The following is a 26,954-nucleotide window of genomic DNA, read 5'->3' as shown; positions in this document are numbered from 1 at the left end:
TTATCAAAATGGGGCCGCCGGAGCAGCGGCAAAGCTTTACTTCAGGAAACCATTGTCCTTGAGGTAGGATTCGGCAACGGCCTTGGCCGGCTCGCCATCGACCTGAATGCGGCCGTTCAGCTTGCGCAGCACGTCGGCGGTTAGGCCTTTGAAGATCGGAGCCAGAACCTCTTCGATCTTCGGATTGGCCTTCAGCACGGCTTCGCGGATGATCGGCGTCGGAGCGTAGACCGGCTGCACGCTCTTGTCGTCCTCGAGAACGGTCAGCTCGGCCGCTTCGATGGCGCCGTCGGTACCGTAGACCATGGCTGTGTTGACGCCGTTGGTCTGGTCGGCCGCGGCCTTGATCGTTGCCGCCGTATCGCCGCCCGAGAGCACGACTTCCTGATCCGGCTTCAGCTTGAAGCTGTAGGTGGTCTCGAAGGCCGGCAGGGCCGCCGGAGAATTGACGAACTCGGAGGAGGCGGCGATCTTGACCGCGCCGCCGCCGGAAATCCACTTGCCGAAATCGGACATGGTCTTCAGCTTGGCCGGGCCGGCGACATCGTTGCGCACGGCGATCGCCCAGGTGTTGTTGGCGGGCGACGGCGTCAGCCAGACGATCTTGTTGGCGTCGTAGTCCAGCTTCTTGGCGAGGTCGTAGCCCTGCTGCAGGTTCTTCCAGGCGGCATCGTCGGCCTTGTTGAAGAAGAAGCCGGCATTGCCTGTGTATTCGGCATATATATCGATCTCGCCAGCGGTGATCGCCTTGCGCACGACCGGCGTCGTGCCGAGCGCGATGCGATCCTGCGCCTTGATGCCGTTGGCGTTGAGTGCTGTGAGGATGATGTTGCCGAGCAGCGTTCCTTCGGTGTCGATCTTTGAGGAAACGACGACGTCGGCGGCGCTGGCGCCACTGGCAAGGAGGGCCGTCAGCGTGGCGGCAAGTGCAAGCTTCTTGAACATGATGTTTCCCTTTGTACCCCGTTAAATCTTTGTTCCGCTTGCCCGTGCCGCCTGGCAAGGCCGCAGTCCGGACAAGCAGGCTTCGAGCGGGCCGGCGGCCCACAGGCGAATTCGTGGCTGCTTCAGGCACGTAGCGCTCATCGCGGAAAAGTCGATGTCGCCCCGGATTCCCGTTGCAGTCGCGCGATTATGACGAGCGTACTCGACATTCGCGCGAAATTGGATTTCTTTTTTCGGGGGCAAGTGCGTTTGTTTTTGTTCCCCTTACCCGTTTGGCGCTGTTCCGATCTCATTTTTGCGGCTGGATCAGTGGGGCGACAAAGAAACGATAGCTGTCGCTTTTCGGCTTAGGGATATCTTTTTTTGAGAACACGTCATATTGTCGGGATATCGTTGATATTGCTGCGGTCGAGCCAGGATACGCGCCGCGGCTGAGAGGGATCTGATTTGTATCTCGGCGCATTGTTCGTAGCCGACATGGTGTTCTCCGTCGGCTCGGTGAGGGAGACCGCGCGGCGGCTATCTTTTTCGGCATCGACCGTCTCCGGTGCCCTGCGGCGGCTCGAAACGGAGCTCGCCATGAAGCTTGTCGAGCGTGCCTCTGGTGAGCTTGCGACCCTTCTGGCGAGTTCCAAGGTTCAGAAGGGGCTGCAGCCCATTCTCAGTGGCATGCGCCAGCTTTCGACCCTGATGAAGGAACCGCCGGCTCCAAAGAACTACGACCAATGGGCCGCACGCCTGCCGCTGAAGATCGCCACCATCGAACGCTTCCTTGAGGTTGCCGATCAGGGCAGCATCAATCGCGCCGCCCGCCGCCTTAGACTGGGTCAGCCGCAACTTTCTTTGCAGATTGCCAATCTGGAGGAACTGTTCGGCTGCCGCCTGTTCGCCCGGCAGGCGCAGGGTTCTGTGCTGACGGAGGCCGGACAGGAAGTTCATGCTATCCTCTCCGCCATTGCGCAGGCCTGGGACGAGATGAAAGCAGCAGCGGACGAGCGCTTCCAGCGAACCGCCCGCGCCGTGCGCATCGGCTCGATCATTCCCACAGGCTCGGAAAGCTGGGTGGCGCGCTCGCTGGCGAGCCTGGTATCGCGCTGGAACATCGGCGGTAACAGCAACATGCTGTCGCTGCTGCTGATGACGGCCGACGATCTGCGCGAAGCACTTCGATCCGGTCGCATCGACGTCGCCATCGTCGATTCCGTCTTCGGCCTCGATGCTTTCGAGCATATGGAGCTGGTGGCGACCGACATGGTGGCGATCGCCCCGCCCGACAGCACCGAGCAGACGTTTGCCGCGCTCTTGGAAAACCATCCGCTCTGCGTGCCGAGTCCCCGCACCGGCATCGGCAATGCCGCGACCGCTTTCGGTTATGACAGCCGCGATCGCCGCCGGTTTCGCGGCCGCGACATCACCTCGGCCGACTCACTGCCCGTCATCGTCGATCTCGTCGCCAATCACGGTTACGTCTCGTTTCTCGGCCGCGTCAGCGCCTTGCCGATTGCCGACAAGGTCCGGATCGTCGATCCGGATGAGCTCCTGCCATTGTCCTATCATCTCGCCCATAATGGCCGCAAAGCCTCGGTCGAAGCCTGCCGGCTGATCCAGCAGGCGGTTCTCGAATTGGTCGGTGATATGGCGATGCCGCGAAAGCGCTTGCCCTCCCGAAGCTAGCGGAACTATTGCGCCATTTTCGCGTTCGGGTAGGTTAGGTTAGTCCGGGCGTACGCAGCCGGGGGGCTCGTTCGGCACCCAAGGAGACCATAGATGAAAATTCTTGCAACGGCGCTTATCGCATTTGGCATTCTCGCTTTACCCGCTACCTACGCCGAGGCGCGTGATCATCATCACCGCTGGCACCATCATCGTCCGGTCGTGAGGCATCATCACCACCGCCATCATTATTATCGCCCGCATCATGGCTGGCATCACCATTACGGCTGGCGGCATCAGTCACGCCATCATCGCTGGCACAGCCAGCCGCATTTCTCGCATAACTGACGATCGCGGATAGATGCGAAAACGGCGCCTCGAGCGCCGTTTTTTGACAGCCCGCGCGATTGACCATTACCTCCCATGCCGGACCGTTAACGTCGCAATGGCCCTCACGCTAAGCTTGCGATTTCGCCGCCTGCGCCATCGCGGTCGACGAGCGGAGGCTTCGCAGGCCTATGGGCGATAGAAGGCACCGCGAAAGTGCCTGCCGGCCACCCCCAAAGTGGAACTATCGAAGGCTCAATTGCGTTTATTATCTGGTCCGGACGACGCGAATGATCCGAGTCGCGTTTGCGTCCGGCGTTCAAGGAGGCTGGAAATGAAAATTCTGGCAACAGCGCTTATAGCGCTAGGCATGCTCGCGCTGCCTGCAACCCACGCCGAAGCGCGTCGTCACCACCACCATTGGCACCATCATTATCACCGAGTGATGGTCTATAGTCACTACTATTATCCTCGCCACTACTATCGCCCGTATTACCGTCCATATCCCTATTACTACCGGCCCTATTATGGCTATGACGAACCCTACTATGGCGGCTATCAGCCATTGTACTCGTTCGGTTTGTTTGGTGGCTTCGGTGGATTTCACCACCACCATCGCCACAGCTGGGACGGCGACCGTGGATACTATCATGGCGGCTACCACGGCTGGCATGGCGGCGGCAGACATTGGCGCTATTACAGCCAGCCGCACTTCTCGCACAACTGACGAGCCGGCCGATGGCAAAACGGCGCCTTTCGGCGCCGTTTCCTGATGAGGCTGGATCGGCTCAAGCCGGGTTCAGCACATGAACGGCGCGGTCGGCCATCAGATGCTTCACCTTCTCGCCGTAAGCGGCCATATGCGCGGACGCCGAATGGGCCTTCAGCGCCTCCATGCTTGCCCATTTCTCGACCACGACGAACGTATCAGGCCCGAAGGCCGGATCTGCTCCCTCGACATCGACGACGGCGGAATATTCGATGCAGCCGTCTTCGGCATGAACGGCCGGAACATTCGCCTGGAAGACGTTAAGCACCTCGGCACGCTTGCCGGGCTTCGCGGTGAGGATGGCGAGAACATGGATCATGATGATGTCCTTGAAACGATAGGCAATAGGGATGATGAATAACACGCGCCGCAGATTGCGCGGCCGGTTTCAATCTCTATCACGGAACGGCGCCATCCAAACGCCGAACTTCGGTTTTGTTGGTTGCGCGATGAATCCGGCCGAACGGGGCGGCCTCACATTCGGTTGATATGCTTCGGATCCAGCGATCCGCTCAGCAGATGGCCGAAGGCGATGAGGTTGCCCTGCAGACGGCCGCGCCGGTCGATATAGGGCGGCGGGCTGACGGAGCCGGCGAGGTTTGAGGCGACATTGCCGCCCATCAGTTTCAGCGCCCATTTCAGCGAGACGGAGCGCTTCTTGACGAGATAGAGCGGATTGGCGACCTGGGAATATCCCAGGCGCAGGCCCGATGTGCGCCCGGCCTTGACGCCGAGATGGACGCCGCGCAGGCGATTGAACTTGACGATCTTTCCGAAGGGACGCAGCCGCCGGCACAGGTCGACATCTTCCTGCCAGGCGTAGAGCGGCAGATCCTCATCGAAATAGATACCATTTGCGAGCATCGCCTTCCGGCGGAAGATCATGTTGCAGCCATAGGCGTTATGCGTGTCCTCGATCGTCGGTGCCGGAAAGGGAGTGGCATCGGCTGCGAGCGCTTCGTCGGCTTCTCCCGCCGTCAGGCCCGGGCCAAGGATACCGTCACGGACGACCTCGCCGGTTGCCACGACGATCTCTTCATCGGCCTCGAACAGGGCTTCCGCCTCGGCGAGATAGTTCGTTGCCGGGAAGAAATCGTCATCGAAGAAGACGACCACATCGATGCCGACAGCCGCATCGATGATGGCATTGCGTTGCGGGCAGCTCCCCTGGGGCGAGGAGAGGACCGTTACCGGAAAAGGCGCAGAACTCAAGCGCGCCATGTCGATATCGTCATGCTTGGCCGGGCAGAGGAAGAGGTGATCCGGCTTGCGCTCCTGTGTCGCAAGCCTGTCGATCATTGCGGCGAGTATAGCCTTGCGACCGCATGTTGCCACGCCAACGGCAATCTTCATGTGCATCCCCCGAGTATTATCCCAAGGCGCACAAAACCATCGAAATCTGAATCTTTGGTTGTATTAATAGCCTGCATTCAACGCATCGCCATAAAGCCGTTCTATCCGCCGGCAGCGAGACGGTCAGGCATTCGGTCGGAGGGGCGTGCGGTGGTCGCCGCCGATGTCGGACTTCAGGTCCATCAATTGCGAAGAACGCTTCTGGCCGATTGCAGCCGCGCGCACTGATTTTAAATTGGCTCACTTGAAATCACTGGGTGTGTAAGGCGCGCATTTATAGGGTGTCGAGCCTTCCTTATCGCGAGCGACCGCATTCCCTTCGGGATCAAGCTTCAAAGTCCAGGACGTTTGTAAGCCGTTCGACCCCATGAAACCTCCGGTGAAGGTCATGTCGTCTCCTTGCCGGTTGAATCCGGTGACACCGCCGAGGTGGCGTTGATATTCCTGCGAGCGCATGACGACGCCGACGAGAGCCGCTGATCCGGTGGACGCTGAAAGACCGTATCCGCCATTGGGCGCACAAGGCGTCATGCCGGAGATAAACGGGCCGCTGACGCAACTGAGGACATGGCCGAACTGCTTTTTGGAATTCAGGTGAACGTATACATTGTCGTTGCCGTCACCCTTGCAGAGCAGATGCGTCGGCTTCTCTGCAGGAGCTGCCAACGCCGTTCCAGCGGCTGCCAGATAGGCGGTGGCAGCGATTGCGTTCATGAGCTTCATTGAGGTCTCCGGTTCAGCCATCTTCGGCTCGCGCTTTCGAAAAGTCGAGCGCAGCCTATTTTGTTCTTGATGACATCCGATCCCTGAATAGGCGCTTCGGAGTGCGATATTGCAGCAACGAATACAGAGCAATGCGGCACCAAGGAACGGCAGCGCGGATCATTCGATGTAAAGTGTTTGGAAACAAATGGTGCCGCTTACGTGACTCGAACACGTGACCCCATCATTACGAATGATGTGCTCTACCGACTGAGCTAAAGCGGCATTCTGCGGAGCATTCGGTTCGGCCCCGCGATTTGCATGGCGCTGATACAGTCTATGCGGTCAGATTTCAAGCGCTCAAATCGCCAATTGGCAAAAAAGCGAGACGCCTGTGAAAAAAGCACCGCATTTCGGTGGCGATCAAAGCGACAGCCGGGCGCGTGCCTGCCGGTATTCCGCCTCCAGCCGGTCGACGAGTGCTGAAACGGGCTGGATGGATTTGACGGCGCTGATGCCCTGGCCGGAGCCCCAGATATCCTTCCAGGCTTTCACGCCGGTCGTGGCGGCTTCGAAGTCCATTTTCGAAGGGTCGGCCTCGGGCAAATTGTCGGGATCTAGGCCGGCGGCGCGGATCGAGGGCTTCAGATAATTGCCGTGAACCCCGGTGAAATAGTTGGAATAGACGACATCGACGGCGGTGCCCTCGACGATCGCCTGTTTGTAGGCGTCGGCGGCGCGCGCTTCCTCCGTCGCGATGAAGGGCGAGCCGATATAGGCGAGATCAGCGCCGGCCGCCTGCGCCGCCAGAATGGCGCCGCCGGTGGCGATGGCGCCGGCAAGCAGCAGCGGTCCGTCGAACCATTCGCGGATCTCCTGTACGAGCGCGAAGGGCGAAAGCTGGCCGGCATGGCCGCCGGCACCCGCCGCCACGGCGATCAGCCCGTCCGCACCCTTGCGGATCGCCGAGTTCGCATGCCGGTTGTTGATGATGTCGTGCAGCACGATGCCGCCATAGGAATGCACGGCCGCATTGACCTCGGGCACGGCGCCGAGCGAGGAAATGACGATCGGCACCTTGTACTTCACGCAAAGCATGAGGTCGTGCTCCAGGCGCCTGTTTGACGTATGGACGATCTGATTGACCGCAAATGGAGCTGCCGGCCGCTCCGGATTTGCGGCATTGTATGCGGCAAGATCCTCGGTGATCATCGCCAGCCACTCGTCGAGCTGGCTTTCCGGGCGCGCGTTGAGCGCCGGAAAGGAGCCGACGACGCCAGCCTTGCATTGCGCCAGCGTCAGCGCCGGATGCGAGATGATGAAGAGAGGCGAAGCCACGACCGGCAGGCGCAGACGTTCGGTCAGGATGGAGGGGAGGGCCATGAACATCATCCGATATTTGACGTTTACGAAAACGTCAAAGGGATAGCAGATGTGGCGTGCGAGGGGAAGATGGGGGAAGAAGCAGGCAGAAGCAGGCAGTCGGCAGTGGGCAGTGGGCAATAGTGACTGACCGCATCCGCGATTGAGGCTCTTCCCTACTGCCTACTGCCTACTGCCTACTGCCGATGCCTCCCTCCACCCCATTTGCGTCGTCTTTGCCATTTATCCCCGCCCGAGTGCCCGCGGCTCCCGCCGGAGGCTTGCGTATTGCCGGATGGGACGTTACCGAATCCGGTTAACGAATGATAAAATATGGCTGTCTTGCTCGTGGAGTATGCGAGTATGCCGCGAGTAAGAGTAAAGGACCTGATGTGAGCGGATTAGAAACGGCTATCAGAAGCGCGTTGGAGCGGTCCGATCGCGCCAATCCGGAGATCCGGGCTCGCATCTATCAATCGGCACGGCAGGCGCTGGAAGCCGGTCTTCGCAAGCAGGACATTACCGATATCGACGTCGTCGCCGGCCAGCGTCAGCGGCTGGAAGCGACGATCCGGCAGATCGAGGCCGAAGAGCGCACCCGCCCGGCGCAGGAGGTGCCCGTTTCGCCGGAGCTCGACGCCCCGCATGTTTCCTCCGCTCCGCCTGGGTCGGAAACCGTGCAGCGGCCGGATCCGGTCATGAGCGTGCGCGGTGAAACCCGCGATCCGCCGCTTTCGGCGCGCGCACCCGCGGCGGCCGAGCCGGTGTCGGCGGAGCCCGCGGCGCATGAGAGCGATTTCGGCGACATGCGCGCCGGACCCGCCGATCATCTCGGCGCGGATAGCGATCCGCGACCGGCGGCAGATGCGCCGGCCCCGGCCCGATCGATGAACTTCAAGCCTGAGCGGGCCGCCGTGCGCCGCAAACCCCGCAAGTTCTTCTCGCGCCTGCTGATCTTCTGCATCCTGCTGGCCTTCCTTGGTGTCGGCGCCTGGTGGATCAAGACATCAGGCGTGTTCATGTCCGCCGCGCAGAGGGATACGAGCGTGCGCAACCCGCCGGCCCATGTCGATTCGCAGGATTTCAGCGGCAATAGCGGCGATGAAGATACGTCCGACGAGGACGATAACAGCGGTCCCGTCAACCCTGGACTGGCGACCATCGACCCGCAGAACAGCTTTTCCGACGAATGGGTCGAAGTCCTGAAGCCGACGGACGCGCAGAAGGTCGCAACCGGCCAGCAGTCGAAGGCGGAAAATATCTCGGAAAATGAGGGGCCGGCCGTGCGGCTGACCTCGCTCAGCAGCGGTTCGGATGGCAATGCGACGGTCGAAGTGCCCGTCAATGTGCTGCAGCAGATGGCAGGCAAGGCATCGACGGTCGCACTGACGCTGCAGTCCACCTCGGACGCAGCGACGCAGATCACCGTGGAATGCGATTTCGGTTCGCTTGGCCGCTGCGGACGCCATCGCTTCACCGTCAGCCGCCAGAAGACGGATGCGCTCTTCCAGGTTCAGTTCGATCGCTCGCTGGCGCCGACCAGTCCCGGCCGCCTCATCATCAACAGCGATGTCGACGGCAAGGCTCGCGGCGTCAATGTCTACGCCATCCGCGTTCTGCCCGGGCAATAAAGCATTTCCAGGAAAAATGCGCAGCGGTTTTCCGTCCGGAATGCATTGAGAAATAAGAAGATGGAGCGTTTTCGCGATTCGAAGAAAACCGGAATGCTCCTGACCTACGGCTCGTACAGTCTCTCGCCTATTTGAAAAAACCTGCTCCCGTGTCAAGGATCTTGTCGTCGATCTCGCCGATGGCTTTCTTGTCCTTGCCGTCATAGTCAAGCGTCAGCAGAATGTGACGGATAAGGTTCAGGCGCGCCCGCCGCTTGTCGTTGGCGCGGATGACGGTCCATGGCGCATGATCGGTATGGGTTTCCTCCAGCATGCGATCGCGCTTTTCGCTGTAATCCTTCCATTTCGGCAGGGCGGCGATATCCATCGAGGAAAGTTTCCAGACCGCGCGCGGATCGTGGCGCCGGTCGTGGAAGCGCTTCAGCTGCATCTCCCGGCCGATATCGAGATAGAATTTGAAGAAATGGATGCCGTCCTGGACGATGAGCTTTTCCATCCTGGGGGCTTGCTTCAGGAACTGCTCGTATTGCTGCGGGGTGCAGAAGCCCATGACCGGCTCGACACCCGCGCGGTTGTACCATGAGCGGTCGAACAGCACGAATTCGCCTGCAGTCGGGAACTGGGCGACATAGCGCTGGAAATACCATTGGCCGGCCTCGCGATCCGTCGGCTTGGTCAGTGCCACAACGCGCGCAAGGCGAGGGTTCATGTGGGCCGACGTTGCGGCGATCGATCCGCCCTTGCCAGCCGCGTCGCGCCCTTCGAAGAGTGCCATCACCCGCTTGCCGGTCGCCTGCAGCCAGAACTGCACCTTGATGAGCTCGATCTGCAGCACCTTCAGCTCGTCCAGATAGTCCTCCTCCTTGAGCTTCTTCTTGTAGGGATAGTCGCCTGATGTCAGCGCTTCCTCGTCGATCCAGTTCGGCAGAACGGGATCGTCGACATCGAACATGCGCTTTGTGCCACGGATATCCAGCTCCACCGCACGGCTTTCGGCTTCCTCTCCCATAGATCGGCTCCTCGTTGTTTACGCCTCGTTAATCCTGCCGCTCGGCTGCGGCAAAAAGCTCTTCGGGGAAATTGGAGCTTTTATCCAATAGTTTCAAGCCCTTTGCCCACTTCCTCTTTTGCCGGCTACATTTATTATTGTCAGTTGCCGGCTTCTGTGGATAGAGCCGAATACTTCTGTCATGAATCACGTCTAAGACGCGGAATCCAGCATTCCATGACGGTAGGCGAAGGGACGGGCGCATTTGGAAGACGAATGGTCATTTGTCAGGAAGTTGGCGGCGCGGCTGCGGCAAGAGGTTGCCATCCTCATCTTGGCGACGCTCGTCGCCATATTCGCGCTCATTGAAGGCATCAATACCAGCGCCGTATTCTGGATCTGGATCATCGTCATGATCGTCACGCTGCTGCGCCCGCCGCTGGTGGAGCGCGTGGCGGTGCCGTCGCAGGTTAAGCCGGCGCCCGTCGATCCGCAGGCACTGCTGCATACCGTTTTTTCAGGGTTGGCGGCGCTCGATATGCCGGCGCTGATCATCGACCGGGAGGCATCCGTGCTGCTCCAAAATGCCGCCGTCGAAAAAGCCTTCGGCGCGTTTCCGCTCGGCGCCCATATTTCTTCGAAGCTGCGCTCGCCGGCCCTCCTCGACATGGTTCGCGAAACCATCGCCACCAACACGCCGAACCAGATCGAGCATTCCGAGCGCCTGCCCTCGGAGCGGGTCTATATCGTCCGCATCGCGCCCATCGACGTGCCGGAGACCGATGCGCCGCAGGAAGCGTTTTTCCTGCTCTCCTTCCGCGATATATCCGAGCTGCGCCATATCGATCGCATGCGCTCCGATTTCGTCGCCAATGCCAGCCATGAATTGCGCACGCCGCTCGCGTCGCTGCGGGGCTTCATCGAGACGATCCAGGGGCCTGCCAAATCGGATCCGAAGGCTCAGCAGCGCTTCCTTGGAATCATGCTGGACCAGACGACGCGCATGAGCCGGCTGGTCGACGACCTGCTGTCGCTGTCCAGGCTGGAGCTGAAGTCGCATATCGCGCCGGATCAGAAGGTGGATCTGGTGCCGCTGCTCGGCCACGTGCGCGACTCGCTGCTTCCCCTTGCCGGAGATCTCGACGTCTCGATCAACCTGCATTTGCCGGCCGGCAAGGTCGAGGTATCGGGCGATCGCGACGAGCTGGTGCAAGTCTTCGAAAACCTGATCGAGAACGCCTGCAAATACGGTCAGGAAGGCAAGGCGGTCGATGTTTCGGTCCGGATCGACGCGGGCCAGGCCGTCGAGGTCGTCATCTCCGACAAGGGGCCGGGGATTCCCGCGGAACATGTGCCGCGTCTGACCGAGCGCTTCTATCGCGTAAACGTTGAGGACAGCCGCTCCAAGAAGGGCACTGGTCTCGGGCTTGCCATCGTCAAGCACATTCTCACCCGCCATCGCGCCAGATTGATCGTCAAGTCCGAAGTGGGGAAGGGAACCGACTTTACGGTCCGTTTCTGAAAGCTTCTGTGAATCCCCCATTTCCGGTCAGATTTATCTTAACAATATCAGGTAGATGAACTGTCATAATTGTTTCACTCGCCTGACATAAAAGGGCGGTGTTTTCGCCGGTAAGAATGGATCGCTGAAAAGGTGGATGTGGCGTCCGCCGCGGCGCTCTTCAAAGCTCATTAGGGGATTCATTATGAACGCTTTGAAATTATCCATTCTTGCGCTGGTTGCGTCGGCTCCTTTTTCAGGTGCTGCCGAGGCGCGCGATCAAATTCAGATCGCCGGCTCATCCACGGTATTTCCGTATGCCAAGATCGTCGCCGAGTCCTTTGGCGAGACCTTTACCAACTTCAAGACCCCCGTTGTGGAGTCCGGCGGCTCCGGAGCCGGCCTGAAGGAATTCTGTAAGGGTGTGGGAACGGATTCCATCGATATCGCCAATTCGTCGCGCCCGATCAAGGACGGTGAAGTCCAAGCCTGCAAGGCTGCCGGCGTCGCGGACATCCAGCAGATCAAGATCGGCTATGACGGCATCGTTTTCGCCTTCGACAAGAGCAATCCGGACATCAAGTTCGGGCCGGTCGATCTCTACGAGGCGCTGGCTGCCGAGGTGGTCGTCGATGGCAAGCTGGTTACCAACCCCTACAAGAAGTGGTCCGAGATCAATCCGTCGCTGCCGGATTTCGAAATATCAGCCTATATTCCGGGCGAGAAGCACGGCACGCGAGAAGTCTTCGAGGAAAAGGTGCTTGCAGCCGGTTGCAAGACCTCCGGCGCGGTTGATGTGATCAAGGCTGCGGTCAAGGCTGCCGACCAGCAGGCCGAAAAGTGCATTGCCGTGCGCAAGGACGGTGTTGCGGTCGATATCGACGGCGACTATCCCGAGACGCTGGCACGCATCAATGCCAACAAGCACGGTATCGGTGTTTTCGGCCTCTATTTCTTCCAGAATAATGCCGACAAGCTGAGGGTCGCCACCGTCAGCGGCATCGTGCCCTCGGGTCAGACGATTGCCGATGGCACCTATCCTGTGTCGCGTCCGCTGTTCTTCTACGTCAAGAAAGCCCATCTGGGTGTCATCCCCGGGCTCAAGGAATATGTCGATTTCTTCACGAGCGATCAGATGATCGGACCGGACAGCCCGCTGGCGGAGTATGGCCTCGTGCCGGCGCCGGATACCGAGCGCGACCGGATCCGCAAGGATTTCGCGGACGGGAAGATCATGTGAATGCGTAAGGACTGAGCGGCGGCGCGGCCCGATGGCTGCGCCGGCGTTCGCCGGGGAATGGGAATGAGTGTATCGCTACTGCTGCTGTGCCTGTCGGTCATCGGCGCCTTTGCTTTCATGCTGGGGCGGGTGAGAGCGGCTGCGCTGTCGGGCGGCAGATCTTCGTCCATGCATTCCCGGCTCGGCTATCACGGTGCCTATGCCGCCATCTGGGCGGTGCTTCCGGCGCTGGCGCTCGTTTGCGCCTGGCTCATCGTCAGTCCCATCGTCATCGATCGCCTGGTGACGAAATCCTTTCCGGAGGAGGTAAAGTCTCTGCCGCAGGCGGAGCTCAATCTCAGCTACGGCATGGTGCGCAGCATCGCCCGCGGCATGCGTCTACTGGAGAGCCAGGAGCTTGCCGAAGTCGCCGGCGGCACGGCCGACCTGCAATTGCTGCTGGCGCAGAAGGGGGTGCCGCTCGCGGTCCGCCCGACCGGCTACATGGTCGATGCTGCCAACAAATACAACGGCATGCGCGAAATCAGCCGGATGGTGATGTCCGCAGTCGCGATCCTTTTGTCGCTGCTTTGCGCGCTCTACGGCTTGCGCGTCATCGCTCCGCGTTTCCGCGCCCGCAACCGCGTCGAACAGGTGGTTCTCGGCGCGCTGATCGTCGCATCCTCCATTGCCGTGCTGACGACGGTCGGGATCGTCGTTTCGATGCTTTCGGAAGCGGCGCGTTTCTTCAGCATGGTGCCTGCCAGGGAGTTCTTTTTCGGAACGGTGTGGGATCCGCGCTTCGCCGGCGCCGGCTCGCTGACGTCGGGCACCTTCGGTCTGATCCCGCTGCTGGCGGGCACGATCTATATCGGCTTCGTCGCGATGCTCTTCGCCGTGCCCATCGGCCTGTTCGCCGCGATCTACATGGCCGAATATGCCTCGGCGCGCGTTCGGTCCATCGCCAAACCGATGCTGGAGGTTCTGGCCGGCATTCCGACGATCGTCTACGGTTTCTTCGCCCTCGTCACCGTCGGTCCCTTCCTCAGGGACATTTCGGCCGAGATCGATGGTCTGTTGACGGGACGTTACGGAAGCTTCATCGAGGCTCAGAGCGTGATGACGGCGGGCTTCGTCATGGGCGTCATGCTCATCCCTTACGTCTCCTCGCTGTCGGACGATATCATCATGGCCGTGCCGCGGTCGCTCCGAGACGGCTCGCTCGGTCTCGGCGCCACCCGCTCGGAAACGGTCAAGCGCGTTCTGCTGCCGGCAGCGCTTCCGGGCATCGTCGGCGCCCTGTTGATGACCGCCTCGCGCGCGATCGGTGAAACGATGATCGTGGTGCTGGCTGCCGGCGTTGCCGCGCGTATGCAGATCGATCCCTTCGAGCCCATGACCACCGTGACCGTGAAGATCGTCAATCAGCTGACCGGCGACCTGGAGTTCACTTCACCGCAGACGCTCGTTGCCTTTGCGCTCGGCATTACCCTGTTCTGCCTGACGCTGTGCCTCAATGTCTATGCTCTCTACATCGTCCGCCGCTACAGGGAGCAATACGAATGAGCGGCATCGTATCCTCCCCCGTGCCGAATATGCCGCGCGGGCTCACGCCGGGCGCTCCGGCACGGCGTGATATCGGCATCAAGCGGCGCTATGCCGCCGAGCGTCGCTTCCGCGCCTATGGCGTCACGGCCGTTATCTTCGGCCTCGTCTTCCTTGCCATCTTGGTGTCGACCGTGGTGCGCACCGGCTACACCGCCTTTGTTCAGACATCGATCACCCTGCCGATCGAATTCACCGAGAAGGTGATCGACCCCACGGCCAAGCGGACCACCGATCCGAAGGTGCTGATATCGGCCAATTATCCGGTTCTGGTGCGTGACGCGCTGGTCAAAGCCTTGGATATCGATCCCGCCAATCGTGCACTCGTCCGCGAGGCGACGGCGATGGTGTCTGAGGGTGCCAGGATCGCGTTGCGCGACAAGGTCGTCGCGAACCCCTCGATCGTAGGGATAACGCAGAACGTTACTTTTCTTGCCAGTGCCAATATCGATTCCGCCAACAAGGGGCAGATCGATCTGACCGTCGACGAGAAGGACCGTAAGGTGTCCGACCGGCAGGTCGCCTGGATGAAGCAGCTCAGCGAAAGCGGAGCCCTGTACAAGGCGTTCAATACCGGTCTCTTCGTGTCGGGCAATTCCAGCCGCCCGGAAGCCGCCGGTCTCGGCGTTGCGCTGATCGGCTCGCTCTATCTGATGCTGACCGTACTCGTGCTCGCTCTGCCGGTCGGCGTCGCCGCCTCGATCTATCTGGAGGAATTCGCGCCGAAGAACCGGCTGACGGATCTGATCGAAGTCAATATCAACAATCTCGCCGCCGTGCCTTCCATCGTCTACGGCTTGCTGGGCCTCTCGGTCTTCATCAACATGATGGGGCTGCCGCGCTCGGCCTCGCTCGTCGGCGGGCTGGTGCTGAGCCTGATGACGCTGCCGATGATCATTATCGCCACGCGTTCGGCGCTACGCGCCGTGCCGCCGTCGATCCGCAGCGCCGCGCTTGGCCTCGGCGCATCGCGCATGCAGGTGGTCTTCCATCATGTCCTGCCGCTCGCCATGCCAGGCATCCTGACGGGCACTATCCTCGGGCTTGCCCATGCGCTCGGGGAGACGGCGCCGCTGCTCTTGATCGGCATGGTCGCCTTCGTCGCCAATTATCCGACATCGCCTCTCGATCCTTCGACGGCGCTGCCGGTGCAGATCTACATGTGGGCGAGCGAGGCCGAGCGCGCCTTCGTCGAAAGAACGTCCGGCGCCATTATCGTCCTGCTCTTCTTCCTCGTCGCGATGAACATCGGCGCCATCCTGCTGCGTCGCCGCTTCGAGCGGCGCTGGTAGGGAGGGCCGGGGAATGAACATGATGAGCGAAGCCGCAAGCGAAAGAGCCTTGGCCAAGAAGATGACTACGATCCCTTATAAGATGATCGGCCAGGACGTTTCGGTCTTCTATGGGGACAAGCGCGCGCTCTTCGACGTCAACCTGAAGATCCGCGCCAATACGGTGACGGCGCTCATCGGCCCTTCCGGCTGCGGCAAGTCCACCTTCCTGCGCTGCCTCAATCGCATGAACGACACGATCGAGACGTGCCGGGTGACGGGCAAGATCACGCTCGACGATCAGGATGTCTACGACAACAGCATCGATGTCGTGGAATTGCGCGCGCGCGTCGGCATGGTCTTCCAGAAGCCCAACCCGTTTCCCAAGTCGATCTATGAAAACGTCGCCTACGGGCCGCGCATCCATGGCCTGCACCGTTCCAAGGCCGATCTCGACCATATCGTCGAGACCAGCCTGCAGAAGGCGGGCCTGTGGGGCGAGGTCAAGGACAGGCTCCACGATGCCGGCACGAGCCTTTCGGGCGGTCAGCAGCAGCGCCTGTGCATCGCACGCGCCGTTGCCGTCAGTCCGGAAGTCATCCTCATGGACGAGCCGTGCTCGGCGCTCGATCCGATCGCAACGGCAAAGGTCGAGGATCTCATTCACGAGCTGCGGGAAAACTTCACGATCGTCATCGTGACGCATTCCATGCAGCAGGCAGCCCGCGTTTCGCAGCGCACCGCAATGTTCCATCTCGGCCATCTGGTTGAGGAGAACGATACCGATAAAATGTTCACCAATCCCGACGATTACCGCACGCAGGATTACATCATGGGCCGTTTTGGTTGATGATATCAGGCGCTCGGACCCTTTCACACAGTTCACCTTGAGGATAGAAAAATGGTCTCCACTCACATTCTCTCTGCTTACGACGAAGACCTGAAGTTCCTGACGCGCCGCATTGCGGAAATGGGCGGCCTGGCCGAGCAGATGGTCAGCGACAGCGTCCGCGCACTGGTCCAAAGCGACACTGCTCTTGCGCAGAAGGTCATCTCCGACGACGTCATCCTCGATCATGCCGAGCGCGAAGTCGGCGACAAGGCCATCGTCACCATCGCCCGTCGCCAGCCTATGGCTGCCGACCTGCGCGAGATCATGGGCTCGATCCGCATCGCTTCCGATCTGGAGCGCGTCGGCGACCTCGGCAAGAACACCGCAAAGCGTGTCATCGCCGTTCAGGGCGGCGTTCCGCGCCGTCTCGCCCGCGGCATCGAGCATCTCTCCGAACTGGCGCTCAGCCAGCTGAAGGAAGTTCTGGACGTTTATGCCACCCGTTCGCCCGACAAGGCTGTGTCGATCCGCGAGCGCGACGAGGAAATCGACGCCATGTACACCTCGCTCTTCCGCGAGATGCTGACCTACATGATGGAAGATCCGCGCAACATCACCACCTGCACGCATCTTCTCTTCTGCGCCAAGAACATCGAGCGCATCGGCGACCATGCCACCAACATCGCCGAGACGATCTATTACATGGCGACCGGCGCCCAGCCAGAAGGCGAGCGCCCGAAGGATGATACCGCCAATACCGTCGGCGCGGTGACGGAATAATCTGGAAGCGAAAAGGGAGACCAAAGGCGCATGGTTCCGAGAGTTGCTGTTGTAGAAGACGAGGAAGCGCTAAGCGTTCTGCTGCGCTACAATCTCGAGGCCGAAGGCTTCGAGGTCGACACGATCCTCAGAGGCGATGAGGCCGAGCTGCGTCTCCAGGAGCGCATTCCCGATCTCCTGATCCTCGACTGGATGCTCCCCGGCGTGTCCGGCATCGAACTCTGCCGCCGGCTGCGTATGCGGCCGGAGACGGAGCGCCTGCCGATCATCATGCTGACGGCCCGAGGGGAGGAGAGCGAGCGCGTGCGCGGGCTTTCCACCGGCGCGGACGATTACGTCGTCAAGCCGTTCTCGACGCCGGAGCTGATGGCCCGTGTCAAGGCGATGCTGCGGCGTGCCCGTCCGGAGGTTCTCTCCACGGTGCTGCGTTGCGGGGATATCGAGCTGGACCGCGAAACCCATCGCGTTCATCGCAAAAGCCGCGAAGTGCGGTTGGGGCCGACGGAGTTCCGCCTGCTGGAATTCCTGATGTCCTCGCCGGGCCGCGTCTTCTCGCGCTCGCAGCTGCTGGACGGCGTATGGGGGCATGATATCTATGTCGACGAACGCACCGTCGACGTGCATGTCGGTCGCCTGCGCAAGGCGCTCAACTTCTCCAATATGCAGGATGTCATCCGTACCGTTCGCGGCGCGGGCTACTCCATGGAAGCCTGAGCGGCGATACCCGGTCAGGCATCGACATAGCGGCGGAAATAGAAAACGGGCCTCAATGGCCCGTTTCTTTTATCTCAGCTTTGGGGACATATCAGCCGCGCGGTTGAGCCGGCCGGCGCCGCTCATGCACCGGCTGGTAGGCCAGGCGCTGGTGGTAGCCGCAATAGGGCGATGCATCCGGGCTCTCGTTGCCGCAGAAGTGGAAATCGTCCTTCAGCGGGTCGCCGACGGGCCACTTGCAGGTGCGTTCCGTAAGCTCGGTCAGGCCGAGACGCCGGGAGATCGGAACGACGACGTTGGCAGCCGGACGATACCGGATCTCGTTGACGGCATCGATCTCGACCTCTTCCTTGAGCATGGTTGCGCCCTGCTGGCGGGTAACCGTGCGGGTTGCGACACGAGACGCGTAATTCGGCGCGCGCGGTGCCGCGCTGCTGCGCTTCGGCGTGCGTGCCGCAGCCGCCGTGCCGCCCGCCTTCGCTCGGCCAGGAAGGTTCAGGCGATGCACCTTGCCGATGACGGCATTACGGCTCACGCCGCCAAGCTGCGCCGCAATCTGGCTGGCGCTCAACCCTTCGGACCATAGCTTTTTCAGCTTCTCGACGCGTTCGTCTGTCCAATTCATGCCCTGTCTCCGCTGTCGCGTTTCCGATGGCAGAATCCCTCACCATTGCCTCGCATGGGATCGAGGCGCGAAACGCTCTAAAATTGTGGTGACTAGTTCCGCCGCATGCAGTCTAGCAATTGATTTTTAACCTAGTGTGAGGCTGACTCCGTGACAAGAGTCGCGGGAATCTTGAGGAATCGATTTCGAGGTTTTCCCCAACTTGCTGCCCCGGCGTGGCATTTCTGCAATAGGCAGTGCCGAACGCATCCCTTTTGGCCGACAGCGCTTTCTCGCACCTGCTAAACGCCAGTTTTGTTGACATCGCGGTGCAAAACATCAATAGTGGCCAGGCCGCCGCAAGGCGGCTTTTGATTTTTTCGGACCCGTTTCATCAAGTGGAAGCGATTGGTCCTTAGGGTTGTGATCGAGGAGATATGCCATGGCAGAGACCGCGCCGCTTTACGATACCTATCTGCGTGCTCCGCTGCGGTTCGAGCGAGGCGAGGGCGTCTGGCTGGTTACCGAAAACGGCGAGCGCTACCTCGATTTCGCAGCCGGCGTGGCAGTCAATTCGCTCGGTCATGCCCATCCTCATCTGGTCGCCGAGCTGAAGGCGCAGGCCGACAAGGTCTGGCACCTGTCCAACCTCTATGAAGTGCCCGGGCAGGAAAAGCTGTCGAAGCGGCTGACGGACGTTACCTTCGCCGACAAGGTCTTCTTCACCAATTCGGGTGCAGAGGCGCTGGAATGCGCCATCAAGACGGCGCGGCGCTATCAATTCGCCAAGGGGCATCCTGAAAAGTTCCACATCATCACCTTCGAAGGCGCCTTCCACGGGCGTACCATCGCGACGATCGCCGCCGGCGGCCAGGAGAAATACATCGAAGGCTTCGGCCCGAAGGCGCCGGGTTTCGATCAGGTGCCGTTCGGCGATCTCGATGCCGTTCGCGCCGCCATCACCGATGCGACGGCCGCGATCCTGATCGAGCCGGTGCAGGGCGAGGGCGGTATTCGTCCCGCGACCAACGAATTCCTGCGCGGCCTGCGCGAGATCTGCGACGAGCACGGCCTGCTGCTGGTTCTTGATGAAGTGCAATGCGGCGTCGGCCGCACGGGCAAGCTCTTCGCCCATGAATGGGCCGGGATCAAGCCTGACATCATGGCCGTTGCCAAGGGTATCGGTGGCGGCTTCCCGCTCGGTGCCTGTCTTGCGACGGCGGAAGCCGCCTCGGGCATGAAGGCGGGTACGCATGGCTCGACCTATGGCGGCAATCCGCTTGCCATGGCGGTCGGCAATGCCGTGCTCGATATCGTGCTCGCTGAAGGTTTCCTGCAGCATGTCCGCGATATCGCGCTGGTCTTCCGCCAGGGTCTCGCCTCGCTGAAGGACCGTTTTCCCGATATCATCGAGGATGTTCGCGGCGAAGGCCTGATGCTCGGCGTCAAGGCGGCCATTCCGCAGGCGGAGCTGCTGCAGGCGATCCGCGCCGAGCACCTGCTTGGCGTCCCGGCCGGCGACAACGTCATCCGTCTCCTGCCGCCGCTGGTCGTCACCGCCGACGAAGCACGCGAAGGTCTGGCTCGCCTTGAGCGCGCCGCCGAGCGCGCACGCGCAGCCCGCGTCAAGAAATCGGCTTGAGTTCAACGCCCGCAGCCGGGGCGATTACTGCGCCGCGCGTCGAGGCGACGCGCAAAGGATGCAGTAACATTTAGGGATCGCATAAGCTTTCCTTAAATCGGTGCCGATTTAAGGGCTTATGCGTGCCCCACGCGGGTTTTTTCTGGAGTACAGGTAAGGACATGGCTTCTCCGAAACACTTTCTCGACCTCTCTGCCGTTCCGGCTGCCGATTTGCGCGATATCATCGACGATGCGATCGTGCGAAAGCAGGCATTGAAGGCTGGCACGGCCGATAAGCCGCTGGACGGCAAGATGCTGGCGATGATCTTCGAGAAGCCGTCCACCCGAACCCGCGTTTCCTTCGATGTCGGTATGCGCCAGCTAGGTGGCGAGACGCTGTTCCTCTCCGGCACCGAAATGCAGCTCGGCCGCGCCGAGACGATCGGCGACACGGCGAAGGTGCTGTCGCGCTATGTCGATGCGATCATGATCCGCACGACCGATCACTCGCGCCTGCTGGAACTCGCCGAACATGCGACTGTACCGGTCATCAATGCGCTGACCGACGACACGCATCCGTGCCAGATCATGGCCGACATCATGACCTTCGAAGAGCATCGCGGCCCGATCAAGGGCAAGACGCTGGCCTGGACGGGCGACGGCAACAACGTGCTGCATTCGCTGATCGAAGGTGCCGCCCGTTTCGGCTATCGCATGAATATGGCGGTACCCCTTGGTTCCGAGCCGAAGGATCACTATCTGAACTGGGCCCGCAACCAGGGCGCCGAAATCATGCTCTCGCATGATGCCGACCGTGCGGTCGCCGGTGTCGATTGCGTGGTAACCGATACCTGGGTTTCCATGAATCAGGAACACCGGGCCCGCGGTCACAACGTCTTCCAGCCCTATCAGGTCAATAAGGCTTTGATGGCACAGGCCGGCAAAGACGCGTTGTTCATGCATTGCCTGCCCGCTCATCGCGGGGAGGAGGTGACGGACGAGGTGATCGATGGTCCGCAATCCGTTGTCTTCGATGAGGCGGAAAACCGCCTTCATGCGCAAAAGTCGATTCTTGCTTGGTGCCTGGGCGCAATCTGAGGATATGAAGCCGCGTCTCAAGGGCGCGGGCGCAGTAGGAGTAAAGCAATGGCTGAAAACGCCGCCTCGCTGGGTCAGTTTGATTTCGCCGGTGACGATCATGTCGTGCCCTTCCAGGTGGAAGGTCTTGACGTGCGCGGCCGCGCCGTGCAGCTTGGTCCGCTATTGGACACCATTCTCGCCCGGCACGACTATCCGATGCCGGTTGCGCGGCTGCTGGCCGAGGCCATCGTCCTGACCGTGCTGCTTGGCACCTCGCTGAAGTTCGAAGGCAAGTTCACCGTGCAGACGAAGAGCGACGGGCCGGTCGACCTCCTGGTCGCCGATTTCTCGACGCCGGAAAACGTTCGTGCCTATGCCCGCTTCGATGAGGAGGCATTGGCAAAGGCGGTGGCCGAAGGGCGTACCGAGCCCGAGCAGCTGCTGGGCAAGGGCGTGCTCGCCTTCACCATCGATCAGGGTCGCTTCAGCCAGCCCTATCAGGGCATCGTCGCGCTTGACGGCGCTTCGCTCGAGGAGATTGCCGGCACTTATTTCCGCCAGTCGGAACAGATTCCGACGCGGGTGCGCCTCGGTGCGGCCGAGCTCTTCGATCGCGATGGCGACGGTAAGCCGCGTCATCGTTGGCGGGCCGGCGGCCTGATTGCGCAGTTCCTGCCGGAGGCTCCGGAGCGCATGCGCCAGCCGGACCTGCATGGCGGCGACGGCGATACCGGCCTTCGCGCTCATGTCGAGGACGATGCCTGGGCGGAAGCACGCAGCCTGGTGGAAACCATCGATGCCGACGAGTTGACGGATCCGCAGGTCGGCACCGAGCGGCTTCTCTATCGCCTGTTCCACGAGCGCGGCGTGCGCGTCTACGAGCCGAAGGCGGTTTTCGATCGCTGTTCGTGCTCGCGCGACAAGCTGAAGGGCGTGTTGAAGGGCTTCACGGCCGAGGAGATCGAGGCGAGCCAGGACAATGGCGAAATCGCCGTGACCTGCGAATTCTGCTCGACCACCTACCGCTTCGAAGCGTCCGAGATTGAAGCGGCTTGATGCCACTCTGGAGCATTGCCAGGAAAAGTGCGCAGCGGTTTTCCGTCCGGAATGCGTAGCGAAACAAGAAGATAGGGTGTTTTCGCGATTCGAAGAAAAGCGGAAGGGCTTTAGTTCAGCGTGCGCAGCAGGTTCGGCGTATCCAGCGAGAAGGCGGGGATCTTGACATGGAAGAGCTCCCCGTCGTCCGTCTCCATCTGATAGTGGCCGAACATCATGCCTGACGGCGTGTCCAGCGGGCAGCCGGAAGAATATTCGTAGGTATCGCCGGGTTTCAGGTGCGGTTGTTCACCGACCACGCCGGGGCCGGTCACCTCATCCACGATGCCGTTCATATCGGTGATGTGCCAGTAGCGCGTCACCAGCTTGACGGCTGTTTTGGAATGGTTGGAAATGACGATGCGGTATCCCCAGACATAGCGATCGTCATCCGGATCGGATTGCTCCTCCAGATAGAACGGCTCCACTACTACCTCTATGTCGCGTGTCAGGGCGCGATACATGCCTGATACCTTGCCACTTCCTGAAACGTCGAGGGGCCTCTTCAAGCCTCATTGCCGCTTCTACATTTCCAAGTTCGCGGCATATTATCCGCTTTCCACCACTCCCGCAAAGTGCGGATGTCTAGCGGTATCCTATAACCGGCTCCCTCCGTCAAGGAACGGCGTGTTGAAAAGTCGCGCGAGCGGATAGAGCTTTCCGGCATTTAGCTATTACAGCTAATAACGAAGGTTAACGAAGCGTCGAGAGAAGTATCTAAAATTGCCTGTCATTTGGTCTTGTCTACTTTGAAGCCGCTCCCTTCGTCTTTGGCGAGCGGAAACGCTTGCCGCGACTAAAGGTGCACTTGCAAGTTGCCCGTCGCAACTACCGTCCCCTGATCAAAATCTCCAGCTCATATAATTCCTGATTTCATCTTATGTTCCCCGGGGAGGGTATGACCGCAATTCTCCTCTGAAAGAATTTCGGCTATCATCTGATTCTGGCATTGCCCATGCCTCCCCCCTCCATCCGGGAAAGTATATTTCATGCGGGGCCGTCGATATCCAAACCGACTGTTTGAGCGCCTGGCATAAGGAGGGGTTGCGGTCACTGCTCGCAATAGGAGGTTTATATGAGGCTTTCCGCCCCTGTTTATCATTTGAAGCGCAAGGCGAGGCTCTTGTCCCGCCAGCAGAATATCCCCTTGCATGCCGCGCTGGATCGCATCGCGGCCGGCGAAGGTTTTGGAGGCTGGAGTTTGCTTGCAAACAAAACCAACACAGCTGTACCTGTCAGTGAGTTGTATTCGCGTTTACGTCCGGGCGATCTGGTGCTGATCGGCGCTCGGCGCGGTCACGGCAAGACCCTGATGAGCCTGAGGCTCGCCGTCGAAGCTATGAAGGCTGGCAATCGCGGTGTCTTCTTCACGCTGGAAGACACGGAAAAGGTCGTTCTGGACCGCTTTCCTGTCATCGGTGCCGATCATGCGGAATTTGCTGATCTATTCGAATTCGATAATTCGGATGCCATCAGCGCCGACTATATCGTCGGGAGGTTGGCCGGGGCGCCGCGCGGCACGCTGGCAGTGGTCGATTTTCTGCAGCTGCTCGACCAGAAGCGGGAAAAGCCGGAACTGATGATCCAGGTTCAGACACTGAGGGCGTTTGCGCGCGCCAGAGGCGTGATCGTCGTCTTTGTCTCGCAGATCGATCGCTCTTATGATCCGGCGCAGAAACCCTTGCCCGATCTTTCGGACGTCCGCCTGCCGAATCCGCTGGATCTCAAGCTGTTCGACAAGATGGTCTTCCTGAACAACGGTCTGGTCGAGTTCAAGGCCGCCAGCTGACGAGCTGTCATTGCCCGACGAGGGCAGGTCGAGCCGCCCAGAGAAAATCTGGGCGGCTCGATTGATATCAGGCGGAAACCTGCGCGAGCGCGCGGGCGAAATCCTCGACCAGATCCGCGCCGTCTTCGATGCCGGCGGAGAAGCGCACCGTTCCCGGTGAAATGCCGAGTTCGGCCCGCGCTTCGTCGGTGAGGTTCTTGTGCGTCGTGGTGGCCGGATGGGTGATCAGGCTCTTGCTGTCGCCGAGATTGTTGGAGATCTTCACGATATCAAGCGCGTTTTGCAGCTTGAAGGCCGCTTCCTTGCCGCCCTTCAGCTCAAAGGCGACGAGGGTCGAGCCGCCGCTCATCTGCTTGGCGATGATATCGGCCTGCGGGTGGTCCTTGCGGCCGGGATAGATCACGCGGGCGACCTTGCTAGTCTGCTCGGCGAGGAAGTCGGCAACCTTTGAGGCATTCGCCGTCTGCTGCGCAACACGCAGCGGCAACGTCTCGATGCCTTTCAGCAGCGTCCAGGCGGTGAAAGGGGACATGGCCGGGCCGGTATGGCGGAAATAGTCCTGCAGGTTCTCGTCGATCCACTGCTTGTCGGAGAGGATGACACCGCCGAGTGAGCGGCCCTGGCCGTCGATGTGCTTGGTGGCGGAGTAGACGACGATATGGGCGCCAAGTTCCAGCGGCTTCTGGAAGAGCGGCGTCGCGAACACGTTGTCGACCACGACCTTGGCGCCGATCTGATTGGCAAGCTTGGCCACCGCAGCGATGTCAACGACTTCCAGCGTCGGATTGGTCGGGCTCTCAAGGAAGAAGACCTTGGTGTTCGGTCGAACAGCCTTTTCCCAGTTCTCGACGAAACGGCCATCGACCAGCGTGCATTCGATGCCGTATTTCGGCGCAAGCGTCTCGACGACCCAGCGGCAGGAGCCGAAGAGGGCGCGGGCTGCGACGATATGATCGCCGGCCTTCAGCTGGCAGAGAATGGCGGCGGTGACGGCAGCCATGCCCGAAGCGGTGGCGCGGGCATCTTCAGCGCCTTCCAGGGCGCACATGCGCTTCTCGAACATGTCGTTGGTGGGACTGCCGTAGCGGGCGTAGATGAAGCCATCAGTCTCGCCCTTGAAGCGGGCTTCCGCTGCTTCCGACGTGTCGTAGACGAAGCCCTGGGTCAGGTAGATTGCTTCGGAGGTCTCGCCGAATTGCGAGCGGAGCGTTCCGCCGTGGACGAGTTGGGTTGCGGGGCGCCAAGTCTTGCTCATGCCATCACCACTTTCAAAACAAAAAAACCGGCCGCAATTGCAGACCGGTTTTCAACCCGGTCTTTTTAGCCACTTGTTTAACGTGGCTGCAAGCCGACCGGCCAAATCACCACGGGATAAGTTGCAATACTGCCGTTGACCGCTTGCGTCAATTCCCTGAGTTTGGTTTTGTCTGCGACAAATTACTGCCCGCGCGTCCGTCTGGATGGGCAGCAGCATTTTGAACGGCGCCCAACCCGGCAGATCTATTCTCGACTTGCTGGCGGATGCACTGGGCCGGTTGAGGCACTGGGAAAGAGGCATGATGGCTCGCAATACTGGAATTCTGGCCGATCGCGCCATCGCGGCGCTCTTTGAAACGGGGCGGCTGACGAGCGAGAGGGAGCTGGATGTCGATCAGATCCAGCCGGCAAGCCTTGACCTTCGGCTTAGCGCCCATGCCTTCCGCGTTCGCGCCAGTTTTATGCCCGGCCCGTCGCATCTCGTCGCCGACAAGCTCGACCGGCTGAAGCTGCACGTTATCGACCTTTCCGAAGGTGCCGTGCTGGAAACCGGCTGCGTCTATATTGTGCCGCTGATGGAGCGCCTCGATCTGCCGGCCGACATGTCGGCATCGGCCAATCCGAAGAGTTCGACCGGCCGCCTCGATATCTTCACCCGCGTCATCACTGACCGGGCGCAGGAGTTCGACAAGATCCCGGCCGGCTATTCCGGCCCGCTCTATCTCGAAATCAGCCCGCGCACCTTCCCGATCGTCGTTCGCCGCGGCTCGCGCCTGTCGCAGATCCGCTTCCGTGTAGGCCAGGCCCTGCTCACCGAGCCGGAATTGCTGGCGCTGCATGAAACCGAGACGCTGGTCGCCAGCAAGAAGCCTAATATCACCGGCGGCGGCATTGCGCTGTCGATCGATCTTGCCGGCGACAAGGAAGGCCTGATCGGTTATCGCGGCAAGCACCACACGGCCGTCGTCGATGTCGACAAGAAGGCCCAGCACGATATCTTCGATTTCTGGGAGCCGCTCTATAGCCGTGGCCGCACGGAACTGATCCTCGATCCCGACGAATTCTACATCCTCGTTTCGCGTGAGGCGGTGCATGTGCCGCCGCATTTTGCCGCCGAGATGACGCCATTCGATCCGCTGGTCGGCGAATTCCGCGTCCACTATGCCGGCTTCTTCGATCCGGGCTTCGGCCATGCGCCGGCCGGCGGCCGCGGCAGTCGCGCCGTGCTGGAGGTGCGCAGCCACGAAGTGCCCTTCATTCTGGAAGACGGCCAGATCGTCGGGCGCCTGATCTACGAACACATGCTGGAACAGCCAAGCAGCCTCTACGGCTCCGGCCTCGGTTCGAACTATCAGGCACAGGGCCTGAAGCTCTCGAAGCACTTCCGGCTCTGATCAGTCGCCGATCGGCCTTGACAGAGGCCGGCAACTGTTGGACATCTCAGGGTGTCAGGCGGGTGTAGCTCAATGGTAGAGCAGCAGCTTCCCAAGCTGAATACGAGGGTTCGATTCCCTTCACCCGCTCCAATTTTTCATGTTATTCATATGCTTAGCCGATGGACCATGCTGTTTTGTGGCGCTGTGCCGCAAGCCAGGGCGGCCGGGTGATGAAAGCTGTTGTTCAATTCGCCCGCGGCGATTAGAGCAATTCCAGGAAAAGTGCGTAGCGGTTTTCCGTCCGGAATTGCGAGAAAACAAAGAGATAGAGCGGTTCAGCTTATCACTGCCCACGGTACACGACATTAATGGTGAGAACGGAATGATGTGGTTGAATTGAAGATTCTTCGCCAAAAGGATCTTCGCTTATGACACCGCTTCATGCCGCTCTCATCGAGACGTTAGGCCGCCATTTTCT

The 26,954-nt window shown here is 60.6% G+C and carries 25 protein-coding genes, 2 tRNA genes and 1 riboswitch; of the genes, 17 read left to right on the top strand and 10 right to left on the bottom strand.

Features of this window, described 5'->3' with window-relative positions; genetic code table 11:
* Window positions 1-36: 36 nt before the first annotated feature.
* The gene (locus HGP12_RS23010) at window positions 37-945 is read right to left on the bottom strand and encodes an ABC transporter substrate-binding protein (protein ID WP_168841136.1); all 909 of its coding nucleotides are present in this window, start codon (window positions 943-945) and stop codon (window positions 37-39) included.
* Window positions 946-1,392: 447 nt separating this feature from the next.
* On the opposite strand from HGP12_RS23010, the gene HGP12_RS23005 reads away from it, so the two are divergent.
* From HGP12_RS23005 to HGP12_RS33805, 3 genes are all read left to right on the top strand, one after another.
* A complete protein-coding gene (locus HGP12_RS23005) occupies window positions 1,393-2,619 on the top strand; it encodes a LysR family transcriptional regulator (RefSeq protein WP_168841135.1) in 1,227 nt (408 codons plus the stop codon).
* Window positions 2,620-2,712: 93 nt separating this feature from the next.
* Window positions 2,713-2,946 (top strand): hypothetical protein, encoded by a 234-nt coding sequence (locus tag HGP12_RS23000; protein ID WP_168841134.1) that lies wholly within the window; start codon window positions 2,713-2,715, stop codon window positions 2,944-2,946.
* Window positions 2,947-3,259: 313 nt separating this feature from the next.
* Entirely contained in the window at window positions 3,260-3,652 is a 393-nt protein-coding gene (locus HGP12_RS33805; RefSeq protein WP_205926597.1) for a hypothetical protein, read from the top strand.
* Between the two features lie 61 nt (window positions 3,653-3,713).
* On the opposite strand, the gene HGP12_RS22990 is transcribed toward HGP12_RS33805, so the two are convergent.
* The 5 genes from HGP12_RS22990 to HGP12_RS22970 form a co-directional block, all read right to left on the bottom strand.
* Window positions 3,714-4,013, bottom strand: coding sequence for a putative quinol monooxygenase (locus HGP12_RS22990; RefSeq protein WP_168841133.1), 300 nt, complete (start codon window positions 4,011-4,013; stop codon window positions 3,714-3,716).
* Window positions 4,014-4,168: 155 nt separating this feature from the next.
* A complete protein-coding gene (locus tag HGP12_RS22985) occupies window positions 4,169-5,047 on the bottom strand; it encodes a glycosyltransferase family 2 protein (RefSeq protein WP_168841132.1) in 879 nt (292 codons plus the stop codon).
* Between the two features lie 240 nt (window positions 5,048-5,287).
* Window positions 5,288-5,770, bottom strand: coding sequence for a hypothetical protein (locus HGP12_RS22980; RefSeq protein ID WP_168841131.1), 483 nt, complete (start codon window positions 5,768-5,770; stop codon window positions 5,288-5,290).
* Between the two features lie 188 nt (window positions 5,771-5,958).
* Window positions 5,959-6,034, bottom strand: a tRNA-Thr gene (locus tag HGP12_RS22975).
* A gap of 138 nt (window positions 6,035-6,172) precedes the next feature.
* Window positions 6,173-7,132 carry an NAD(P)H-dependent flavin oxidoreductase gene (locus HGP12_RS22970; RefSeq protein ID WP_168841130.1) on the bottom strand — a complete coding sequence of 320 codons (960 nt, stop codon included), beginning with the start codon at window positions 7,130-7,132 and terminating at the stop codon, window positions 6,173-6,175.
* Between the two features lie 371 nt (window positions 7,133-7,503).
* On the opposite strand from HGP12_RS22970, the gene HGP12_RS22965 reads away from it, so the two are divergent.
* The gene (locus tag HGP12_RS22965) at window positions 7,504-8,742 is read left to right on the top strand and encodes a hypothetical protein (protein WP_168841129.1); all 1,239 of its coding nucleotides are present in this window, start codon (window positions 7,504-7,506) and stop codon (window positions 8,740-8,742) included.
* Window positions 8,743-8,869: 127 nt separating this feature from the next.
* On the opposite strand, the gene ppk2 is transcribed toward HGP12_RS22965, so the two are convergent.
* Window positions 8,870-9,751: a polyphosphate kinase 2 gene (gene ppk2, locus HGP12_RS22960; RefSeq protein WP_168841128.1), complete on the bottom strand. Its 882-nt coding sequence runs from the start codon at window positions 9,749-9,751 to the stop codon at window positions 8,870-8,872.
* A gap of 244 nt (window positions 9,752-9,995) precedes the next feature.
* On the opposite strand from ppk2, the gene phoR reads away from it, so the two are divergent.
* From phoR to phoB, 7 genes are all read left to right on the top strand, one after another.
* Window positions 9,996-11,252 (top strand): phosphate regulon sensor histidine kinase PhoR, encoded by a 1,257-nt coding sequence (phoR, locus tag HGP12_RS22955; RefSeq protein ID WP_168841127.1) that lies wholly within the window; start codon window positions 9,996-9,998, stop codon window positions 11,250-11,252.
* Between the two features lie 184 nt (window positions 11,253-11,436).
* Window positions 11,437-12,471 (top strand): substrate-binding domain-containing protein, encoded by a 1,035-nt coding sequence (locus tag HGP12_RS22950; RefSeq protein ID WP_168841126.1) that lies wholly within the window; start codon window positions 11,437-11,439, stop codon window positions 12,469-12,471.
* Between the two features lie 63 nt (window positions 12,472-12,534).
* Entirely contained in the window at window positions 12,535-14,016 is a 1,482-nt protein-coding gene (gene pstC, locus HGP12_RS22945) for a phosphate ABC transporter permease subunit PstC (RefSeq protein ID WP_168841125.1), read from the top strand.
* Window positions 14,013-15,347, top strand: a complete 1,335-nt coding sequence (gene pstA, locus HGP12_RS22940; RefSeq protein WP_168841124.1) for a phosphate ABC transporter permease PstA — start codon at window positions 14,013-14,015, stop codon at window positions 15,345-15,347. Before pstC ends, pstA begins: the two co-directional genes overlap by 4 nt.
* A gap of 13 nt (window positions 15,348-15,360) precedes the next feature.
* Window positions 15,361-16,176, top strand: coding sequence for a phosphate ABC transporter ATP-binding protein PstB (gene pstB / locus HGP12_RS22935; RefSeq protein ID WP_168841123.1), 816 nt, complete (start codon window positions 15,361-15,363; stop codon window positions 16,174-16,176).
* Window positions 16,177-16,227: 51 nt separating this feature from the next.
* Window positions 16,228-16,938 (top strand): phosphate signaling complex protein PhoU, encoded by a 711-nt coding sequence (gene phoU, locus HGP12_RS22930; RefSeq protein ID WP_149632977.1) that lies wholly within the window; start codon window positions 16,228-16,230, stop codon window positions 16,936-16,938.
* A gap of 30 nt (window positions 16,939-16,968) precedes the next feature.
* The gene (phoB, locus tag HGP12_RS22925) at window positions 16,969-17,652 is read left to right on the top strand and encodes a phosphate regulon transcriptional regulator PhoB (RefSeq protein WP_004128368.1); all 684 of its coding nucleotides are present in this window, start codon (window positions 16,969-16,971) and stop codon (window positions 17,650-17,652) included.
* A 91-nt stretch (window positions 17,653-17,743) separates the two neighbouring features.
* Here phoB and HGP12_RS22920 read toward each other — a convergent pair whose 3' ends face one another.
* Window positions 17,744-18,277, bottom strand: a complete 534-nt coding sequence (locus HGP12_RS22920) for a GcrA family cell cycle regulator (protein WP_168841122.1) — start codon at window positions 18,275-18,277, stop codon at window positions 17,744-17,746.
* Between the two features lie 421 nt (window positions 18,278-18,698).
* Between HGP12_RS22920 and HGP12_RS22915 the strand changes: the two genes are divergently transcribed.
* The 3 genes from HGP12_RS22915 to HGP12_RS22905 all read left to right on the top strand — a co-directional run bounded on the left by HGP12_RS22915 (window position 18,699) and on the right by HGP12_RS22905 (window position 22,015).
* Entirely contained in the window at window positions 18,699-19,898 is a 1,200-nt protein-coding gene (locus HGP12_RS22915) for an aspartate aminotransferase family protein (protein WP_168841121.1), read from the top strand.
* A 161-nt stretch (window positions 19,899-20,059) separates the two neighbouring features.
* Window positions 20,060-20,977, top strand: coding sequence for an ornithine carbamoyltransferase (gene argF / locus HGP12_RS22910; protein WP_168841120.1), 918 nt, complete (start codon window positions 20,060-20,062; stop codon window positions 20,975-20,977).
* A gap of 48 nt (window positions 20,978-21,025) precedes the next feature.
* Window positions 21,026-22,015 carry an Hsp33 family molecular chaperone gene (locus tag HGP12_RS22905; RefSeq protein WP_168841119.1) on the top strand — a complete coding sequence of 330 codons (990 nt, stop codon included), beginning with the start codon at window positions 21,026-21,028 and terminating at the stop codon, window positions 22,013-22,015.
* Between the two features lie 110 nt (window positions 22,016-22,125).
* On the opposite strand, the gene apaG is transcribed toward HGP12_RS22905, so the two are convergent.
* A complete protein-coding gene (apaG, locus tag HGP12_RS22900; protein WP_120662911.1) occupies window positions 22,126-22,518 on the bottom strand; it encodes a Co2+/Mg2+ efflux protein ApaG in 393 nt (130 codons plus the stop codon).
* Between the two features lie 611 nt (window positions 22,519-23,129).
* Between apaG and HGP12_RS22895 the strand changes: the two genes are divergently transcribed.
* Window positions 23,130-23,843, top strand: a complete 714-nt coding sequence (locus HGP12_RS22895; protein ID WP_168841118.1) for a DNA helicase — start codon at window positions 23,130-23,132, stop codon at window positions 23,841-23,843.
* A gap of 67 nt (window positions 23,844-23,910) precedes the next feature.
* Here HGP12_RS22895 and HGP12_RS22890 read toward each other — a convergent pair whose 3' ends face one another.
* Complete coding sequence (locus HGP12_RS22890; protein WP_168841117.1) at window positions 23,911-25,098, bottom strand: O-succinylhomoserine sulfhydrylase; 1,188 nt, start codon at window positions 25,096-25,098, stop codon at window positions 23,911-23,913.
* Window positions 25,099-25,142: 44 nt separating this feature from the next.
* A riboswitch (SAM riboswitch) is annotated at window positions 25,143-25,221 on the bottom strand.
* A 178-nt stretch (window positions 25,222-25,399) separates the two neighbouring features.
* On the opposite strand from HGP12_RS22890, the gene HGP12_RS22885 reads away from it, so the two are divergent.
* Window positions 25,400-26,494: a 2'-deoxycytidine 5'-triphosphate deaminase gene (locus HGP12_RS22885; RefSeq protein ID WP_168841116.1), complete on the top strand. Its 1,095-nt coding sequence runs from the start codon at window positions 25,400-25,402 to the stop codon at window positions 26,492-26,494.
* A 58-nt stretch (window positions 26,495-26,552) separates the two neighbouring features.
* A tRNA-Gly gene (locus HGP12_RS22880) sits at window positions 26,553-26,626 on the top strand.
* Window positions 26,627-26,954: the final 328 nt, after the last annotated feature.

The organism is Rhizobium sp. P28RR-XV (assembly GCF_012641385.1).
Classification (GTDB): domain Bacteria; phylum Pseudomonadota; class Alphaproteobacteria; order Rhizobiales; family Rhizobiaceae; genus Rhizobium.
This window is presented reverse-complemented; position numbering and strand designations above follow the sequence as displayed.

What these genes read in the sequence shown, in the direction of transcription:
- HGP12_RS23010 (WP_168841136.1), bottom strand. Translation starts at nt 945, where the DNA reads ATGTTCAAGAAGCTTGCACTTGCCGCCACGCTGACGGCCCTCCTTGCC.
- HGP12_RS23000 (WP_168841134.1), top strand. Translation starts at nt 2,713, where the DNA reads ATGAAAATTCTTGCAACGGCGCTTATCGCATTTGGCATTCTCGCTTTA.
- HGP12_RS33805 (WP_205926597.1), top strand. Translation starts at nt 3,260, where the DNA reads ATGAAAATTCTGGCAACAGCGCTTATAGCGCTAGGCATGCTCGCGCTG.
- HGP12_RS22990 (WP_168841133.1), bottom strand. Translation starts at nt 4,013, where the DNA reads ATGATCCATGTTCTCGCCATCCTCACCGCGAAGCCCGGCAAGCGTGCC.
- HGP12_RS22985 (WP_168841132.1), bottom strand. Translation starts at nt 5,047, where the DNA reads ATGAAGATTGCCGTTGGCGTGGCAACATGCGGTCGCAAGGCTATACTC.
- HGP12_RS22980 (WP_168841131.1), bottom strand. Translation starts at nt 5,770, where the DNA reads ATGAAGCTCATGAACGCAATCGCTGCCACCGCCTATCTGGCAGCCGCT.
- HGP12_RS22970 (WP_168841130.1), bottom strand. Translation starts at nt 7,132, where the DNA reads ATGGCCCTCCCCTCCATCCTGACCGAACGTCTGCGCCTGCCGGTCGTG.
- ppk2 (WP_168841128.1), bottom strand. Translation starts at nt 9,751, where the DNA reads ATGGGAGAGGAAGCCGAAAGCCGTGCGGTGGAGCTGGATATCCGTGGC.
- HGP12_RS22950 (WP_168841126.1), top strand. Translation starts at nt 11,437, where the DNA reads ATGAACGCTTTGAAATTATCCATTCTTGCGCTGGTTGCGTCGGCTCCT.
- pstC (WP_168841125.1), top strand. Translation starts at nt 12,535, where the DNA reads ATGAGTGTATCGCTACTGCTGCTGTGCCTGTCGGTCATCGGCGCCTTT.
- pstA (WP_168841124.1), top strand. Translation starts at nt 14,013, where the DNA reads ATGAGCGGCATCGTATCCTCCCCCGTGCCGAATATGCCGCGCGGGCTC.
- pstB (WP_168841123.1), top strand. Translation starts at nt 15,361, where the DNA reads ATGAACATGATGAGCGAAGCCGCAAGCGAAAGAGCCTTGGCCAAGAAG.
- phoU (WP_149632977.1), top strand. Translation starts at nt 16,228, where the DNA reads ATGGTCTCCACTCACATTCTCTCTGCTTACGACGAAGACCTGAAGTTC.
- phoB (WP_004128368.1), top strand. Translation starts at nt 16,969, where the DNA reads ATGGTTCCGAGAGTTGCTGTTGTAGAAGACGAGGAAGCGCTAAGCGTT.
- HGP12_RS22920 (WP_168841122.1), bottom strand. Translation starts at nt 18,277, where the DNA reads ATGAATTGGACAGACGAACGCGTCGAGAAGCTGAAAAAGCTATGGTCC.
- HGP12_RS22915 (WP_168841121.1), top strand. Translation starts at nt 18,699, where the DNA reads ATGGCAGAGACCGCGCCGCTTTACGATACCTATCTGCGTGCTCCGCTG.
- argF (WP_168841120.1), top strand. Translation starts at nt 20,060, where the DNA reads ATGGCTTCTCCGAAACACTTTCTCGACCTCTCTGCCGTTCCGGCTGCC.
- HGP12_RS22905 (WP_168841119.1), top strand. Translation starts at nt 21,026, where the DNA reads ATGGCTGAAAACGCCGCCTCGCTGGGTCAGTTTGATTTCGCCGGTGAC.
- apaG (WP_120662911.1), bottom strand. Translation starts at nt 22,518, where the DNA reads ATGTATCGCGCCCTGACACGCGACATAGAGGTAGTAGTGGAGCCGTTC.
- HGP12_RS22895 (WP_168841118.1), top strand. Translation starts at nt 23,130, where the DNA reads ATGAGGCTTTCCGCCCCTGTTTATCATTTGAAGCGCAAGGCGAGGCTC.
- HGP12_RS22890 (WP_168841117.1), bottom strand. Translation starts at nt 25,098, where the DNA reads ATGAGCAAGACTTGGCGCCCCGCAACCCAACTCGTCCACGGCGGAACG.
- HGP12_RS22885 (WP_168841116.1), top strand. Translation starts at nt 25,400, where the DNA reads ATGATGGCTCGCAATACTGGAATTCTGGCCGATCGCGCCATCGCGGCG.